The sequence below is a fragment of the Mycobacterium sp. E2733 genome (genome assembly GCF_001667585.1).
Taxonomy (GTDB): Bacteria; Actinomycetota; Actinomycetes; order Mycobacteriales; family Mycobacteriaceae; genus Mycobacterium.
Genome location: NZ_LZJZ01000093.1, coordinates 37629 through 53486, shown reverse-complemented (window position 1 = coordinate 53486; position 15858 = coordinate 37629). Strand labels below are relative to the sequence as shown.

Genomic DNA, 15858 nt, shown 5'->3' with positions numbered 1-15858 from the left:
CACCTGCAGCCCGGTTGCGTTCGGCCCTGTGGGCCGGAGCGGGGGAGTGGTCGGATGTATTTCAAGCTCGATGGAGGAGGCCGTGATGAGGTTCGCAGCACGACGGCACCACTTGCGAGCCGTGCCGACCGCAACGATGTATCGCGTCACCGACCGCTTGCACGGCGGACGCACGGTCCGGGTGCCCGGTCATGAGATCGCACCCATCGTGGCGGCATGGCTATCAGAGCTGGGCGCCCACAGCCCCCTGGTGGACGAGCTGGCACGGGCGGCCTGCCTCGGCGACTGGTCGGCGGCCTACGCCATTGGCGATCAGCTGTCCATCGATGTGGCAATCGCGGCGGCCGCGTAGGTATGCGATTGGCCCAAAGTCCCTCGGGCTAGAGCCGTCAGGCTCTCGTCGGGCCGGCAGCAATCCGCGATCGTAGACAAGACGAAGCAATACGAAGGGAATGACCGCCATGAACACTCGATTTCCGGACGCCGGCACGGTGCGGACGGTTTTGAGTCTGGCATCTCGGGCACCCTCGGTGCACAACAGCCAGCCCTGGCGGTGGCGGGTGGATGCGGCGAGCCTGCACCTCTACGCCGACGAGAGCCGGCACCTGCCCAACATCGACCCGGATGGCCGGGACCTCATGTTGAGTTGCGGTGCGGCCCTGCATCACTGTGTCGTCGCGCTCGCGGCGGTCGGGTGGCTTTCCAAGGTCACCCGCCTGCCGAATCCCGCCGACCCCAGCCACCTTGCGGCGATCGAACTTTCGCCGCACCGCGCGGACTCCGTCGACATAGCGCTGGCCGCGGCGATACCGCGACGGCGAACCGACCGGCGCTACTACAGCTCCTGGCCCGTGCCCGTGGGCGATGTCGCCCTGATGGCGGCCCGGGCGGCCCGGAGCGGGGTGACGCTCTGCCAGGTCGAAGACCTCGACAATCTGCGGAAGATCGTCGCTCAATCCGTCCGGAACCACATGAACCAGGATTATCTCGCTGAGCTCACCGAGTGGAGCGGCCGCTACGCGTCGGTGGCCGGTGTTCCCGCGCGCAACACGCCGGTACCGGATCTCACGGCGAAGATTCCGGGTCGGGTCTTCGCCGGCCCGGTGCTGCCCATGCCGCCGGATTCGTCGTCGGCCGACGACAACGCGATCGTCCTCGCGCTGGGCACCCGCAACGACGACCGCATGGCCCAGCTGCGCGCCGGTGAGGCGACCAGCGTCGTCCTGCTCACCGCGACGTCACTGGGGCTGGTGAGTTGTCCCGTCACCGAACCGCTGGAGACGCCCGGAACGCGCGCGGCGGTCCAATCCGACATCTTCGGCGACAGCAGCTATCCCCAGATGCTGCTCCGGGTGGGCTGGGCGCCCATCAACGCGGACCCGTTGCCCGCGACGCCGCGGCGCGAGCTGTCCGACTTCGTCGAGTGGATGACCGACCACGCGCACCAGGTCGCCCTCTGAACCGGCGAATCCACCGAAACGGTTGCGGCGCAGGGGACAGGACACGATGGAGACGTTCACCTTCGACCCAAGCCGTTGGCGGGTTGCGCGCGTTTTCGGCCGTAACCCGTTGCTTCGCCGCGCGGACCGCATCGAATCCCTGGTCATGCTAGTGGCGCTGGTGATGTCCCTGATCGCCGTTCCGGTCGCCGGTGTGTTGGGCGCGGTGACCTTCGACGCGCGGGACCGGGTCTACACCCGGGAGGCGCACGAACGGCACCGCGTGCCGGCAACGGTCGTCGATGCCCTGGTCGAGGATCTGGGTGTCACTGTCGTGCAGGCGAAGTGGTCGGGGCCGACCGGCGAACGCGAGGGACCACTGGCAGTCACCGAGCAGGCCACGTTGGGCGGAACCATCGAGATGTGGGTGGACGGGGACGGCAATCCGGTGGATCCGCCCACCCCGACCTGGCTCGCGGCGGGCGAGGCGGTCGGCGTGGCGGTGGTGACGGCGCTGGCGGTGACCATGACGATGGCGGCACTCGTAGCGGTCGTCCGGTCGCGGCTGGACCGTGCCCGCGACGCCATGTGGGAACACGACATCAAGTTCCTCGCGGAGACGTCGTAGCCGATGACCCCGTTGCCAAACCCCTATACAGCACAACCGAACCGGCGGATGATGGGTCGATGAGCGGAAACGGCAACAATTCCGGTGCCGCATCGTTTGACACCGCCGGACTGCAACGCCTGGTCGAGGTCCTGATCGAGCGCGGCTACCGCGTCATCGGTCCGACGTTGCGGGACGACGCGATCGTGCTCGATCAACTCGAGTCCGCCGCGGACCTGCCGCGCGGGTGGGGGGTCGACGTGGCGCCCGGGCAATATCGGGTGCGCCGGCGTGACGACGACGCGGCGTTCGGGCACTCGTTCGGGCCGCAGTCATGGAAGCAGTTCTTGCACCCGCCACGGCGCCGGCTGTGGTCCGGCAGTCGGGACGGCTTCAGCAACGCGGAATCAGACGAGCAGGCGCCGCGATACGCATTCCTGGGAGTGCGCGGGTGTGACTTGGCCGCGATCGCGACGCTCGACCGCGTCCTTGGCCGTGGCCAGTTTGCCGACAACTCCTTCGTCCGCCGGCATCGGCAGATCTTCGTGATCGCGGTCAATTGCACGGAGCCGGGCGGGTTGTGCTTCTGCGCCTCGATGGGTACCGGCCCCGCGGCCGGACCGGGGTACGACCTGGCCCTGACCGAGCGACTCGACGGTGGCGGTGTGACGTACCTGGTCGAGGTCGGGACCCAAGAGGGCGCCGACGTGCTCGCGGCCGTCCCGCACCGGGCCGCCGACGATGCGGAGATCGGTTCCGCACATGCCGCGGTGCAGGCGGCCTCGCATCGGATGGGTCGCCAGATGCCAGACACGGACCTGCGCGACTTGCTCGTTCGTTCCCGCGAGTCCCCGCAGTGGGACGAGGTCGCCAGCCGCTGCCTGACGTGTGGCAACTGCACCATGGTGTGCCCCACCTGCTTCTGCACCAGCACCGAGGACGTCAGCGATCTGACCGGCGAGCATGCGGAGCGCTGGCAGAACTGGGCGTCGTGCTTTGAGCCGGACTTCACCTACATCCACGGCGGTGGCAGCGTCCGCAAGTCCGGCGCCTCGCGGTACCGGCACTGGCTGAGCCACAAACTCGGCACCTGGCACGACCAGTTCGACATGTCGGGATGTGTCGGCTGCGGGCGGTGTATTGCCTGGTGCCCCACCGGGATCGACATCACCGAGGAAATGAACAAGATGGCCCGCGATGACTGAGGCTGCGACCGCCGTCGCACCGGTGATGGCGCCGAACCCGTACCGGGTGCGCAGCCGCGTCGTCGAAAGCCCCGACTCGGCAACCCTCTGCCTCGAACCGCTCGGCGAAGTGCTGCGCGCTCCGCAGCCCGGAGAGTTCATGATGCTCTACGCATTCGGGGTGGGCGAGGCCGCCATCTCGATCAGCGGCGATCCCACGGTCACCGACGGATCGATCACGCATACGGTCCGAGCGGTCGGCGCGGTGAGCCGCGCCCTGCACGACGCACAGCCGGGGAGCATCATCGGTGTCCGCGGACCCTTCGGCACGACGTGGGGGTTGGCCGAAGCCGTGGGGCGGGATCTGGTCATGGTCGCCGGCGGCGTAGGCCTGTGCCCGTTGCGCCCGGCGATACTGGGTGCGCTCGCCGATCGGGCACGCTATGGCAGGGTGACGCTCATCGTGGGCGCCCGATCGCGGGCCGACTTCGTCTTCGCCGCTCAGCTCGAAAAGTGGTCGCACGACCCGCAAATCGACGTGCATCTGATCGTCGACGCCCAGACACCGGGATGGCGCGGCGAGGTCGGCCTGGTCACCGAGCCGCTGGGGCGGCTCGCCCTGGATCCCGATCGCACTACCGCTTTCCTGTGCGGGCCCGAGCCGATGCTGCGGTTCGGCGCGGAGGCCCTGCTCGCGAAAGATGTTGCCGCCAAGAACATCCGAGTATCGCTGGAGCGGAACATGCAGTGCGGGGTCGGCATGTGCGGACACTGTCAGTTGGGGCCGCTGCTGCTGTGCCGCGACGGTCCCGTGGTGGGCTACGACGTCGCCGGTCCACTGTTACGGGTGAAGGAGCTGTGATGACCCGACCCACCCTGGCCGTGTGGAAGTTCGCCTCGTGCGACGGATGTCAACTGACCCTGCTGGATTGCGAGGACGAACTGCTGCTGCTCGCCGACCAAGTGCAGATCGCCAACTTCGCCGAGGCCTCCAGCGCCACCGTGACCGGTCCATACGACGTCTCGCTGGTCGAGGGCTCGATCACCACGCGGCACGACGAGCAACGCATCCAAGAGATTCGGCGGCAATCGCGGGTGCTCGTCACCATCGGGGCGTGCGCGACGGCCGGGGGAGTGCAGGCCCTGCGCAACTTCGCCGATGTCGCCGAGTTCGCCTCCGTGGTCTATGCCAAGCCGGAATACATTGACACGCTGGCGACGTCGACGCCCGCGTCGGCACACGTCAAGGTCGATTACCAGTTGCCGGGCTGCCCGATCGACCGCGGCCAGCTGCTCGACACCCTGGCGGCCCTGCTGATCGGGCGCAAGCCGCGGCTGCCGGCCAAGACGGTGTGCACCGAGTGCAAACTCCGCGGAGTGACGTGTGTCATTGTCTCCGAGGGGATTCCGTGTCTCGGCCCGGTCACCCACGCCGGTTGCGGGGCGTTGTGCCCCAGCCATAACCGCGGTTGCTACGGCTGTTTCGGCCCGTCGGCGGCGCCGCGCACGGCGACGCTGATCCCGCTGCTGCGCCGCGACGGGATGTCCGACGGCGACGTCGACCGGGTGTTCTCGACGTTCAATGTCGCCACGTTCGCCGCCGAACGGAGCGAGCCGTGAACTCGTCCGAGCGCACCCTGAGCGTCGGCACGTTGACCCGGGTGGAAGGTGAAGGCGCGCTGCACGTCACGCTGCAGGACGGCGCGCTGCAGAGCGTGCAGCTCAACATCTATGAGCCGCCACGCTTCTTCGAAGCCTTCCTGCGCGGGCGCGCCCACACCGAGCCGCCCGACCTGACGGCACGCGTCTGCGGCATCTGCCCGGTCGCCTACCAGGTCAGCGCCTGCAATGCGATCGAAGACGCCTGCGGGGTCGAGGTGGACGAGGAGCTGGTCGCGCTGCGGCGGCTGCTGTACTGCGGCGAATGGATCAACAGTCACGCCCTGCACATCTACTTGTTGCACGCGCCGGACTTCCTCGGCTACGCCGACATCGTCGGCATGGCGCGCGATCATCGGGAGATCGTCGAGCGGGGGCTGGCGCTGAAGAAGGCGGGCAACCGGCTGATGGAGTTCGTCGGGGGCCGGGCCATTCATCCCGTCAATGTGCGGCTGGGCGGGTTCTATTCCGTCCCAACACGATCGGACTTCAAGCCGATCGAAGAGCAGTTGCGTCGCGCGCTGGACGACGCCGTGGCGACGGTCGAGTGGGTCTCGGGGTTCGAGTTCCCCGACGTCCAGCTCGAGCACGAGTTCCTGGCGCTCACGGCATCGGGGGAATACCCGATCGAGAACGGGGCCATCGCTCGCAGCGCCGGTCCGGCCTTCGGCGTGGCCGACTTCACCGACCACGTCGTCGAGTCGCAGTTGCCCCACTCCACAGCCCTGCACGCGACCCTCGATGGCGGTCGCCACCTGACCGGACCGCTGGCGCGGTATTCGCTGAACGCGGCGGCGCTGTCGCCGGTCGCCGCTCAGGTGGCCGCCCGGGCCGGGTTATCGGGCGAATGCCGAAACCCGTTCCGCAGCATCGTGGTCCGCGCGGTGGAAGTCGTCTTCGCGATCGAAGAGGCACTGCGGATCATCGACGAATACCAGCGTCCGGCAAGGCCGTTCGTCCCCGTGCCGGCTCGGGCCGGGGTTGGCCACGGTGTCAGCGAGGCGCCCCGCGGCCTGTTGTATCACCGATACCGGATCGACGAGGAGGGGCTGGTGTCGGCCGCGACCATCATCCCGCCGACTTCGCAGAACCAGGGGGCCATCGAGGCCGACCTGGCCCGCCTGGTTTCGGACAACCTCACGCTCGACGATGGCGCGTTGACGGAGCTGTGCGAACAGCTGATCCGCAGCTACGACCCGTGCATTTCCTGCTCGGCGCACTTCTTGAAGCTGACGGTGCAGCGACGATGACCGAAGACGCCGGCGGGGTTGTCGTTATCGGGCTCGGCAACTGCTACCGGCGCGACGACGGCGTCGGCGTCGCGGCTGCGCTGGCAATGGAACGCCTTGCCTGGCCGAACGTTGTTGTACGGACCGGCATTGCGGAACCGATGGGTGTTGTCGAGGCGTGGACGGGGGTGGCGCTGGCCGTGGTCATCGACGCGGCGATCGTCACCCCGTCGACCCCGGGCCGCGTCCACCGCTATCAACCGGATGAGGTGTCCACCGAGGGCGAGGGCTTGAGCTCGCACGGCATCGATATCGGCCGCACCCATGCGCTGGCTCGAGAGCTCGGGCGGGCACCCGACCAGGTCGTGGTCTTCGCCGTCGAGGCGGCGGACACCGGCCATGGCGACGAACTGACCCCGCCGGTCGCACGAGCGGTGCCGGTGGTGGTCGGCATGGTAGCCGCCGAGATCAATCGCTTTCGGTCAGCGACGCGATCGCGGCACGCAGGCTCTCCGTGATCTCGGCGGCGATCGAGATCAGGGCCGGCTCGCCGGTCACCTCGAGCAGGAGCCCGGGATCCATCGCCTCAACGATTACCGTGCCCGGGTCGCCCGGGTCTGCGCGCACCAATACGCTGCACGGCAGCAGCAGCCCGATCTCTCGATCCACACTGATGGCTCGATACGCCAGAGCCGGATCGCAGGCGCCAAGGATCAGGTAGTCCTCCATCTCCACGCCGAGTTGGAGCCGCACTTTCGCCTTGACGTCGATTTCGGTCAGCACACCGAACCCGTTCTGGGCAAGAGCTTCTCGTGTGCGGGCCGCCGCGTCGTCGAACCGGGCCGCCACTCTGGTTGATAATCCCGCGTTCACCGATAGGCCATCCGTCAGGAGATCAGCCCGGTTCCCCGCACCGCCGGTGGATGGTCGATGTGCTTGCCGCAATTCGGGCAGAACTGCTCGCTCGGGTGGTGCTCGGCCCCGCAATGGGCGCAGAAGTGCGGCTCGCCGGCCCGTAACTCATGCTTGGGCATCAGCCGAAGCGGCTGTACGGCTGGTGCGGCGGTGACTCGAAGACGCAGCCTGAGCCCCAGGTAGGTGAGGCCGGCGCCAAGGCAAAGCACCGACAGGACACTGACGACGATGTACCACAACAGATTTCTTCCGCTCAGCGGGGTGGCATCCCCGTATTGCTGACGCAGATTGACCGCGTTCGACTTGAGATCGTCCAGACCGGGATAGCCGGGCGACATCGCCAGAGTCTGGTCGAACTCGCCGATCGCGTCGGTGTAGCGACCGGCATAGAAGTCGGTCAATCCCTTGCGATAGAACCGGTCAGCGGGTCCCAGCGCCGGCTTGACCCCCTTGCCGGCCATGATCGCGGCGATGCCGTCCACCGGCGTGATGAAGTTGAACGGCTGAGTTTCGTTGACGGGGGCGAAGCTGTTGACACCGATTACATTTCCGTTCAACCCGACCGTCGGACCGCCGCTCATGCCGTCGGTCATCGCGGCGTCGACCTCATACTCGGGATTGGATCCCGCACGGGACTTCTTGCTGACCTTGCCGCTCTTGTAGGTGGGGTCCAGCGAAGGGCCGGTGATGTTTTGGGTGCTTTCGGGGTAACCCACCGCGAGGACGGGCGTTCCGACGGTGACGTCGGCATCGGTGGCGAGTTCCGACGACGGTAGGTTGTGCTTCGGGATCGTGAGGAGAGCGACGTCGCCCTTGCCCATGGGCCGGAAATCAGCGACGTTGGCGGTCAACTTGTCCGCGAGTTTCGTTCCCGTGCCGGACATCAGCGTGATGCTCACGTGGGCGCCCTGGCCCGGCGTGTCGCCTTCCACCTTCGCGTTCTTCTGCAGCCACTCCAACGTGAGCGCCGGATCGCTCGACTCCGGTGCGCCCGGATACTCGTTCTCGTATTCGATGGCGGCCCGCTTGAGTATCAGGAGCGTGGCGCTCGCCGGGTCGACGCAGTGGCCCGCCGTCGCCACCCAGCCATCGGGGTTGACGACGAAAGCCGTGCAGTGCCAGGTGGCCAGGAAAGGCATGCTGGAACCCCGCCCGAATTGGGACAAGACCTCACCGTTGGGCAGCCGGACCAGCCCGTAGCCCTCAGCGGCGAGATACATGACGGACGGCCTGATGAGAGCCGCGGCCCGCTCCTCGGGCTTGGCTTGCGGACGCCCGTTATCGGCAGCCGCCATGCCCGCCGGACCCGCCAACAGCATCAGGGCGGCCGCCAGCGACGCGAAGGTCCTCCCCGCTATTCCGGTCACGGCCGGGGCCGCCGGAGCCGGGCTTGGGCCCAACCGGCGGGGCGGGCCGTCGATGACGGGTGACGGCGCATCGCCTCGACGAGTTCGACGGCATGTCGTTGCGCCGAAATCCAGGCCGGATGCGACTCGAGGACGATCACCTTTGCACCGGCATCCGTTGCGGGAACTGCCACAGTCACACCCCTTATTCGACCGGTTCGCCGGGCACGTGGATAGGGACCGAAGTCCCGACCGCGAAGGACCTCCGTTTGTCCGCCAATTCCCGCCTCTCACCAGGTGTGATTCGCAGAAGTGACCAAGGCCCTCAAGGCGCTGTGCCTTTGCGCCCTTACCGGGGTCGTGAGTCCGGGCGGAGCATGGAGCCGTCTGAGCCACATTCGCAAAGGAGTTGGCCATGAGATCGCTTATCGTGTGCGCGTCGAGGTCGCATGGCAACACCCGCCTGGTCGCCGATCGGATGGCCGAGGCGCTGGGTGCCGAGGTCGTCACACCGGAGTCGGTCGATCCCGGAACCGTTCACGACTACGACCTCGTCGGGTTCGGTTCCGGCATCTACTACATGATGACGGATGCGAGGTTGCGCAAATTGATCCGGCAACTCCCGGCCGCCGACCACCCGACCGCGGCATTCACCTTTTTCACCAGCGGTGCACGCGAGATTCCGCTGTTGGGTTACCACAAACCGGTTCGGGAGAAGCTCGAGCAGAAGGGCTTCGAGGTGATCGGATCGTTCTCGTGCCGAGGATTCGACACGGTTGGGCCATTCGGATTCATCGGTGGAATCAACCGGGGGCGGCCCAACGAGCACGACCTCGATCGCGCCGCGGCGTTCGCCGCCCGGGTTCACAAGCGGGTCGCCGGCTCTCAGGCGGCTTCGTAACGATGCGAGGCGGATCGAGGTGGTCGTCATGAGCCAGATTGCCGCGATTCTGGCGGTCTTGGGGGTGGTCGTCGCGGTGTTGCTGGCGGCGTCGATCAGGGTCGTGCAGCAGTATCAACGGGGTGTGCATTTCCGCCTCGGCCGCGTGATCGGCGTTCGCGAACCCGGGTTGCGGATCATCATTCCGATCATCGACCGCCTGTGGCGGATTTCGATGCGCATCGTGACCATGCCCATCCAGTCCCAGGGCATCATCACCCGCGACAACGTGAGTGTCGACATCGCCGCGGTTGCCTATTTCCGGATCGTCGATGCCCGCAAGGCCGTCGTCGTCATCGAAAACGTCCACGCCGCGATCGACCAGATCGCACAGACCACTCTTCGCAATGTCGTTGGCCAGCATTCCCTCGACGAGGTGCTTGCCCAGACCGAGAAGATCAACGGGAGCATTCGCCAGATCCTCGACGCCACCACGGTGGATTGGGGCGTGGAGGTCACCTTGGTAGAGCTCAAGGACATTCAGCTCCCCGACAGCATGAAACGCGCCATGGCGCGCGAGGCCGAGGCCGAGCGCGAGAAGCGGGCCAAAATCATTGCGGCCGAGGGGGAAGCTCGTGCCGCCGCCGCCCTCGGCGACGCCTCCGACACCATGATGCGGCACCCGCTGGCCTTGCAGCTGCGCAACCTGCAGACCTTGATCGAACTCGGGGTGGAGAAGAACACCACCATCGTTTTCCCCGCCCCGCTGATGACCGCCATCGGGGAACTCACCGCGTTCTTGTCGCGTGAGACCGGCGCTTCCGAGAGCGCCGGCCAACCCGAGGAGAAGCTGGTGCGGACCCCGGTGCTGCACTGAACGCTCCGTGCGGTCCGATGACGTTTGGTACTGTCCCGCAGCCGGTTTCGTGAAGGAGCCCTTCAATCATGCGCCACAGAACAGAATCGCCACGGGACATCGACGTCCAGGTCACCACGCGGGACGAGCTTCCTGCGGCGGCCGAGTACGCCCGCCGCAAGGTCGGTGAAGTCACGCGGTACGCGAGCCGGCCGGTGCGGCACGCCCGCGTCAGGCTGACCAGGCATCGCGACCCGGCGGTGCAGCGGCCCGTCGTCGCGCAAGCCAATCTCGACGTCGACGGCCGGCCGGTCCGCGCGCAGGTGCAGGCGGACACTGCGCGGGAAGCGGTCGATCTTCTCGCGGCGCGATTGCGCCGCCGCCTGGAGCGCGCCGCCGAGCACTGGGAGGCACGCCGCGGCGAGCTGCCGCCGGCGGGTCCGCACGAATGGCGGCACGACTCCGAGCCGGCGCACCGGCCCAACTACTTCCCCCGTCCGCCCGACCAGCGCCGCGTCATCCGGCGTAAATCGTTCACGATGGCGCCCTGCACCGTCGACGACGCCGCCCGCGAAATGGACGCGCTCGACTATGACTTTCATCTGTTCACGGAGAAGGGCACGGGCACCGCAAGCGTCCTGTATCACGCCGGGCCGACGGGCTACCGTCTCGCGCTGGCCGCGCCGGCTCTGGCCGACCGGGTGAGTCAGCACGCGCTACCGGTGACCATCAGCCGGCAACCGCTGCCGTGCCTCACCGAAGAGGGAGCCGCCAACCGGCTGGCCCTGCTCGACCTGCCGTTCCTGTTCTTCATCCACGCCGCCTACGGCTGCGCCGGCGTGCTGTACCACCGCTACGACGGGCATTACGGCTTGGTCACCCCGGCCGGCTAGGGATCCTTGTGCGGTGCGCAGGGCATATCGGCGCCCCACCAAGGACCAAGGACCCTCGTAGGCATCGGGGCGCTCCGCGCAGACTGGCGCCATGGCCAACATGACGAGGCGGATTGCCCAGACCACCGTGTTGCTCACCGTGCTCTACTGCGCCCGCAGGTACTACCGCAACTGGGGTGCCACCAAGGCGGAATCGCAGATGCGCGTTCCGGGTGACGCCCTGGTGAGCGATCCGGCGGTTCAAACGACCGAGGCGGTTGACATCGACGCGACCGCGTCCGTGGTCTGGTCTTGGCTCCTGCAGATGGGCAGGGGCGAACTCTACGGCTCGGGTCCGGAAAGCCCTGTGGGGCAAGATGATAACGAGGGACTGCGGGTGGGGGATGGGGTCCGCCTGGCTCCCGAGGGCTGGATGGGGTTACCCGACGGGCTGACGCTACGCGTCGCAGAGCTCGTTCCGGAGAAGTACGTCGTCCTCAATGCCACGCGTTCCGAGCCGCGCTGGAACGTGGTCTTGTCCTTTCATCTCCAGCCGCACTGGGAGGACCGCGTCCGGTTGCTGGCACGCGCTCGAATCGCCCTGCGCTATCCGGGGGAAGTGTTCGTCATGGAACTGGCCAGGCCGTTGATAGCGCTCGGGACACGCGCGCTGATTCTTGCGATCAAGCGCCGGGCGGAGCGGCCCGCCGTGCCAGAGCCGAACCGCTCGTCGGTCGAAACAACCTGACATGCCCTGGCTTTGCGCACGTTGCCCGTCCGCGGCGGAAGGCCCAACGACCCTAGTTCCGACCGGGCGAAACGGCCTACCTTTGACAGCAGAAAGGTCGGATGATGAAACCAATCCTGGTAGGAATCGACGGTTCGCCGGCGGCGATCGCGGCCGCGCTCTGGGGCGTCGACGAGGCGATCACCCGCGGCGCGCCACTGCGTCTCATCTCCGTGATCAAGCCGGTGCACGATTCCGCGGAAGACTACGAGCGCGACTTCGCGCACGCCGAGAAGTCGCTCCATGCAGCACGGTTGGCGGTGGAGGCTACCGGTAAGGCGGTCGCGATCGAAACCGACGTACCCCGCGGCCCCGCCGGCTCGGTGCTGTTGGAGGCGTCCTGGGATGCCGAGATGATCTGTGTCGGTTGCGTCGGCATCGGCCGGTACGCGCGCTCCATCGTGGGTTCGACGGCGACGGAGCTCGCCGAGAAGGCGCGTTGCCCGGTCGCGGTCTTGCGGACCGAATCCGACCGTCCGGCACCCGACATCAACTGGATCGTGGTCCGGATGACAGACGCGCCCGGCAATGACGCCGTCGTCGATTTCGCTGCGGCGGAGGCGAAGTTGCGCAGGGCGCCGCTGCTTGTTCTGGGTGGCCGGGCCGAGGAACTCAGCGAGCACGCCGACGGCGAATTCGAACGCCGGGTGGCCGAATGGCGGCAGCACTATCCCGAGGTGCGGGTCTACCCGATCACCACGAGGCATGCCATCGCCAGCTATTTGAGTGCCAACGACGAGAGGGTTCAGCTGGCCGTCATCGGTGCCGACGAGGCCGGTCAGCTCGCGCAACTTGTCGGGCCCCAAGGGCATCCCCTCTTCCGCCACCCTGAATGCTCCGTGCTCGTCGTGCGTTAGTGGCGCCGTGAAGATCAGCCCCAGAAGCCGCGGCACCAACGTCGCGCGCGCCGGGGAGCGGGTCTTGGTCGGCGCCGATGTGCCGGCGGTGCGCCGGATCAGCGTGCTGATGCTGTTTTGCGTCCTGGCTTGGCTGGCGGTGCTGGCCGCGCGAGAGTATCTCGGCTACGAACGAGTCGCCCCGGGCCGGTTCGGCTGGTCGGTGGCGCTCCTGGGCGCGGCCGCCTTGATCGCTCGCGGCATCTTTCTCGGCCGTCCGGTGACCTCCGCACACGCGATGTACGCGGCCGCCGCGGTGGGTGCCGGGCTGGGTGCGCATTTCCTGTCCTGGGCCGTGCTGGGCAACGTTCTGATTGCCGGCAGTGGGCTCGCGCTGATGTCGCCCACCACGGCGCGACCGCAGCCGGAGCTGCTGGGCCAGGTATGGGCACTGGTCAACGCCACGCGACGGGATCCATTGGCGCCGTTCGCGATGCACTCCGGCAAGAGCTACCACTTCAACCCCGGCGCCACCGCGGCGATCGCTTACCGCGCTCGGCTTGGCTTCGCAGTGGTCAGCGGCGACCCGATTGGCGATCCGACGCAATTCGACGCTCTGGTAGCCGATTTCGTGCGCATGTGCCGCAGCCGGGGATGGCAGATCGTCGTCTTGGCCGCCGGCGAACGCCACCTCCGGTTGTGGCGCAGGGAGACCGTCGGGCAACCGATGCTGTCGGTGCCGATCGGCCGGGATGTCGTCGTCGACATCCGCCATTTCACCCTCAGGGGGCGCCGCTTTCGCAACCTGCGCCAAGCGGTGCAACGCACGCACAACTGCGGCGTCACCACCGAGATCGTCGACGAGCGAAAGCTCAGCGGCGCAACGCTGGCGGAGCTGACCGAGGTGTTGTACGCCGCGCACCGCGCGGCGCGCATCGATCGCGGTTTCTGCATGAACCTCGACGGTGCGTTGCAAGGCCGCTTCCCCGGCGTGCGGCTGGCCATTGCGCGCGACGCGCGCGGGCAGGCCGTCGCCTTCCACCGATACTTGACCGCCGGCGCGGGATCGGAGGTCAGCCTCGACGTGCCATTCCGCCGCCCGGACGCCCCCAACGGCGTCGACGAGCGGCTCAGCGTCGACATGATTACGCACGCGGGCGCCACTGGCGGACAGCGTCTTTCGCTCGCGTTCGCCGCGTTCCCGGAAATCTTCGAGGCCGATCGACCGGGCCCGTTGCAGCGGATCGCGCTGGGGCTGATCCACTTGCTCGACCCACTGATCCGGCTCGAGTCTTTGTATCGCTACCTCCGCAAGTTCCACGCGCTGTCCGAGCGGCGCTACGTGGTGTTGTGCGCTCACCATATTCCGGCGGCGCTGCTGGTCTTGCTGTCGCTGGAATTCCTGCCGCGCCCGCGCCACATCAGGTCGGGCTAGCCGCGGGCGTCACTCCACCGGCACACCGAAACGGAACCGACGGCCCGTGACCGCCTCGGGAATGATCCGCACGAAGTGCGACTTCTCCGTCGCCGTCCAGGGCAGTACCTGCGCGCGCTCGGCTTCCTCGATTTCCTCGTTGCTGCGACAGGAACGCGCGGTGCCCTTGATGATCACGCTCCATCCCTCGGCGACGTTGTGATCGTCGACCTCGAACAGCACCCGGTTGTTGATCGCCGTGCTGACCAACTTGGTGCCCTCGGCGGTACGAAACAGCACGGTATTGCGTTGCACGACGTAATTGACCGGGAAGATCTCGGGCTGGTTACCAACACTGGTCACCAGGCGCCCCAGCGTCACACCGGCCAGCAGCTCCCAGCATTCGTTCACCGACAGGATCGAAACCCCGTTATCGATCAGCGACATCAGTTGTCCTTGTCCTCTTCGTCGACGGCACTACACACTCGATGGTATGGCCGAGGCCGACCACCAGCGCCGGCCGAAAGTCCCGCAGGGCGGGGACCAAAGGTCTTTAACGGACCTGAAGCACATCGCTCAGTGGGCGTCGCGGTGTCGCCGCCGGCAGGTGTTCCAGTGGCGGCGCGATCCCCACCCGAATCAACACTTGCGGCAGACCCCGCCGGCCGACGAGTTCGCACACGATGTCACGACTCTCGTCCAGTTCGATCAGATGGGTGAGCGGGCAGGTCGCCATCCCGGCGACCGTGCACTCGAGCAACACCGTCGACAACACCTCGCCGCACCGCAACACGTCCGACCTGGTGTCCTCGGGCGTCGACAGCACCAGGATCTTCGCCCAATCGACTTTGACCTCGCCACGCCGGTCGGCATGGCTCCTGACCGGGAAGCTGCGGGCCACGTCGACCCGCCAGCTCTCCTTGTCGGAGGCCAGCGCGTTTGGCGGCATCCCCTCGGCCAAGGCGAAAGACGAAGTCCACCAGTCGAGTTCGGCATGATAGTACGAGTCGTCGCGGCGGAGCTCCTCGGTGAGTTGCGACGCCTCGACCAGGAGCGGCCGCACATCGTCGGGGAGAACGCTCAGGGTGACCTCGGCGTCGTCGAACGTGTCGCGCAGGGCGGGTTCGAACAGGTCCCAATACGTCGGACGCCCCAACGGAAGCCGGTCGGTGCGGCGCTGCAGGATCGCCTCGGCGCGGCGGTGCTCGGCTTCGGTCACGTGCTCCAGCGGGCTGAAGGTGACCGAGGCCAGCTGGTCGGGGTCATCGGGGTCGGGAAACCGATCGACCCTCGGTTCCCAGCCCGCGGCGGTCATGGCCACGCAGAGGTGGTTCAGGACGGCGCCACAGGACAGGATCACTTCTCGGCCCGAATGGTCGGTGGCCGCGATCGCCCGCTGCCGGTCGACGAAGAGCCGCAGCGCGCCGTCCTCGGTCACCCAGCGCCAGGGCTGACTGTTGTGCACGGATGGGGCGCGACAGGCGAGTAGCACCGCCCGTTCGAGCACGCCGATGTCCGGCCTCGTAGCCTTCATGACAACCCCCTGTTGAGTGCGCTGCGAAAAGCGCTGCGCGGCTCAGACCTTAGACGCGTTGGTTTCCACGTAGCCGACGACGTCGGCCAGTGTCCGCAGCGACGCGTAGTCCGATTCCGGGATGTCGACATGGAATCGCTTGTGGATCCCACGCAGGAAGCTCAGCCAGTCCATGGAATCCAGGTCGACCTGATCGCGCAGCAGGACGTTGTCGCGAATGTCTTCGGGGTCGACTTCGGGGGCGATGGCGGTCAGCACCGACAGCACGCCGGCGCGGGTGTCTTCATTGGTCATTGCGCA

General features: G+C 67.3%; 20 protein-coding genes. 14 read left to right on the top strand and 6 right to left on the bottom strand.

Going from position 1 to position 15858, the window contains the following annotated elements; genetic code table 11:
- Positions 1-85: 85 nt before the first annotated feature.
- From A5678_RS17310 to A5678_RS17275, 8 genes are all read left to right on the top strand, one after another.
- Positions 86-352, top strand: a complete 267-nt coding sequence (locus A5678_RS17310; RefSeq protein WP_068044637.1) for a hypothetical protein — start codon at positions 86-88, stop codon at positions 350-352.
- A 109-nt stretch (positions 353-461) separates the two neighbouring features.
- Complete coding sequence (locus tag A5678_RS17305; protein ID WP_068044635.1) at positions 462-1460, top strand: NAD(P)H nitroreductase; 999 nt, start codon at positions 462-464, stop codon at positions 1458-1460.
- A 46-nt stretch (positions 1461-1506) separates the two neighbouring features.
- Positions 1507-2067, top strand: a complete 561-nt coding sequence (locus tag A5678_RS27225; RefSeq protein WP_068044480.1) for a hypothetical protein — start codon at positions 1507-1509, stop codon at positions 2065-2067.
- Positions 2068-2126: 59 nt separating this feature from the next.
- Positions 2127-3251 (top strand): 4Fe-4S dicluster domain-containing protein, encoded by a 1125-nt coding sequence (locus A5678_RS17295; RefSeq protein WP_068044478.1) that lies wholly within the window; start codon positions 2127-2129, stop codon positions 3249-3251.
- Entirely contained in the window at positions 3244-4092 is an 849-nt protein-coding gene (locus A5678_RS17290) for an FAD/NAD(P)-binding protein (protein ID WP_068044477.1), read from the top strand. Before A5678_RS17295 ends, A5678_RS17290 begins: the two co-directional genes overlap by 8 nt.
- The gene (locus A5678_RS17285) at positions 4092-4850 is read left to right on the top strand and encodes an oxidoreductase (protein ID WP_068044475.1); all 759 of its coding nucleotides are present in this window, start codon (positions 4092-4094) and stop codon (positions 4848-4850) included. Before A5678_RS17290 ends, A5678_RS17285 begins: the two co-directional genes overlap by 1 nt.
- A complete protein-coding gene (locus tag A5678_RS17280; protein WP_068044473.1) occupies positions 4847-6139 on the top strand; it encodes a Ni/Fe hydrogenase subunit alpha in 1293 nt (430 codons plus the stop codon). The genes A5678_RS17285 and A5678_RS17280 overlap by 4 nt, the downstream gene beginning before the upstream one ends.
- Entirely contained in the window at positions 6136-6636 is a 501-nt protein-coding gene (locus A5678_RS17275; RefSeq protein WP_068044471.1) for a hydrogenase maturation protease, read from the top strand. The genes A5678_RS17280 and A5678_RS17275 overlap by 4 nt, the downstream gene beginning before the upstream one ends.
- Here A5678_RS17275 and A5678_RS17270 read toward each other — a convergent pair.
- From A5678_RS17270 to A5678_RS27220, 3 genes are read right to left on the bottom strand one after another with little or no spacing between them, the layout of a single operon-like run.
- Positions 6587-6991, bottom strand: coding sequence for a DUF302 domain-containing protein (locus tag A5678_RS17270; RefSeq protein WP_068044469.1), 405 nt, complete (start codon positions 6989-6991; stop codon positions 6587-6589). The two genes, A5678_RS17275 and A5678_RS17270, sit on opposite strands and share 50 nt — an antisense overlap.
- Before the next feature lie 14 nt (positions 6992-7005).
- On the bottom strand, positions 7006-8400 hold the full coding sequence (locus tag A5678_RS17265; protein WP_231983699.1) for a trypsin-like peptidase domain-containing protein: 1395 nt from the start codon (positions 8398-8400) through the stop codon (positions 7006-7008).
- Complete coding sequence (locus A5678_RS27220; RefSeq protein WP_231983698.1) at positions 8397-8573, bottom strand: hypothetical protein; 177 nt, start codon at positions 8571-8573, stop codon at positions 8397-8399. The genes A5678_RS17265 and A5678_RS27220 overlap by 4 nt, the downstream gene beginning before the upstream one ends.
- 221 nt (positions 8574-8794) lie before the next feature.
- Between A5678_RS27220 and A5678_RS17260 the strand changes: the two genes are divergently transcribed.
- From A5678_RS17260 to A5678_RS17235, 6 genes are all read left to right on the top strand, one after another.
- Entirely contained in the window at positions 8795-9280 is a 486-nt protein-coding gene (locus A5678_RS17260) for a flavodoxin family protein (RefSeq protein WP_068044465.1), read from the top strand.
- Positions 9281-9308: 28 nt separating this feature from the next.
- Positions 9309-10136: a slipin family protein gene (locus A5678_RS17255; protein WP_068044633.1), complete on the top strand. Its 828-nt coding sequence runs from the start codon at positions 9309-9311 to the stop codon at positions 10134-10136.
- A 68-nt stretch (positions 10137-10204) separates the two neighbouring features.
- Positions 10205-11008, top strand: coding sequence for a sigma 54 modulation/S30EA ribosomal C-terminal domain-containing protein (locus A5678_RS17250; protein WP_068044464.1), 804 nt, complete (start codon positions 10205-10207; stop codon positions 11006-11008).
- Positions 11009-11099: 91 nt separating this feature from the next.
- Positions 11100-11735 (top strand): SRPBCC family protein, encoded by a 636-nt coding sequence (locus A5678_RS17245; RefSeq protein ID WP_068044462.1) that lies wholly within the window; start codon positions 11100-11102, stop codon positions 11733-11735.
- Positions 11736-11839: 104 nt separating this feature from the next.
- Positions 11840-12631 (top strand): universal stress protein, encoded by a 792-nt coding sequence (locus tag A5678_RS17240; RefSeq protein ID WP_068044629.1) that lies wholly within the window; start codon positions 11840-11842, stop codon positions 12629-12631.
- Positions 12632-12644: 13 nt separating this feature from the next.
- Positions 12645-14045, top strand: a complete 1401-nt coding sequence (locus A5678_RS17235; protein WP_068044631.1) for a bifunctional lysylphosphatidylglycerol flippase/synthetase MprF — start codon at positions 12645-12647, stop codon at positions 14043-14045.
- Positions 14046-14054: 9 nt separating this feature from the next.
- On the opposite strand, the gene A5678_RS17230 is transcribed toward A5678_RS17235, so the two are convergent.
- The 3 genes from A5678_RS17230 to A5678_RS17220 form a co-directional block, all read right to left on the bottom strand.
- Positions 14055-14471: a pyridoxamine 5'-phosphate oxidase family protein gene (locus tag A5678_RS17230; protein WP_068044460.1), complete on the bottom strand. Its 417-nt coding sequence runs from the start codon at positions 14469-14471 to the stop codon at positions 14055-14057.
- 106 nt (positions 14472-14577) lie between these two features.
- Positions 14578-15558 carry an NAD(P)H nitroreductase gene (locus A5678_RS17225; protein WP_156746955.1) on the bottom strand — a complete coding sequence of 327 codons (981 nt, stop codon included), beginning with the start codon at positions 15556-15558 and terminating at the stop codon, positions 14578-14580.
- A gap of 42 nt (positions 15559-15600) precedes the next feature.
- Positions 15601-15852, bottom strand: coding sequence for an acyl carrier protein (locus tag A5678_RS17220; protein ID WP_068044457.1), 252 nt, complete (start codon positions 15850-15852; stop codon positions 15601-15603).
- Positions 15853-15858 lie beyond the last annotated feature (6 nt).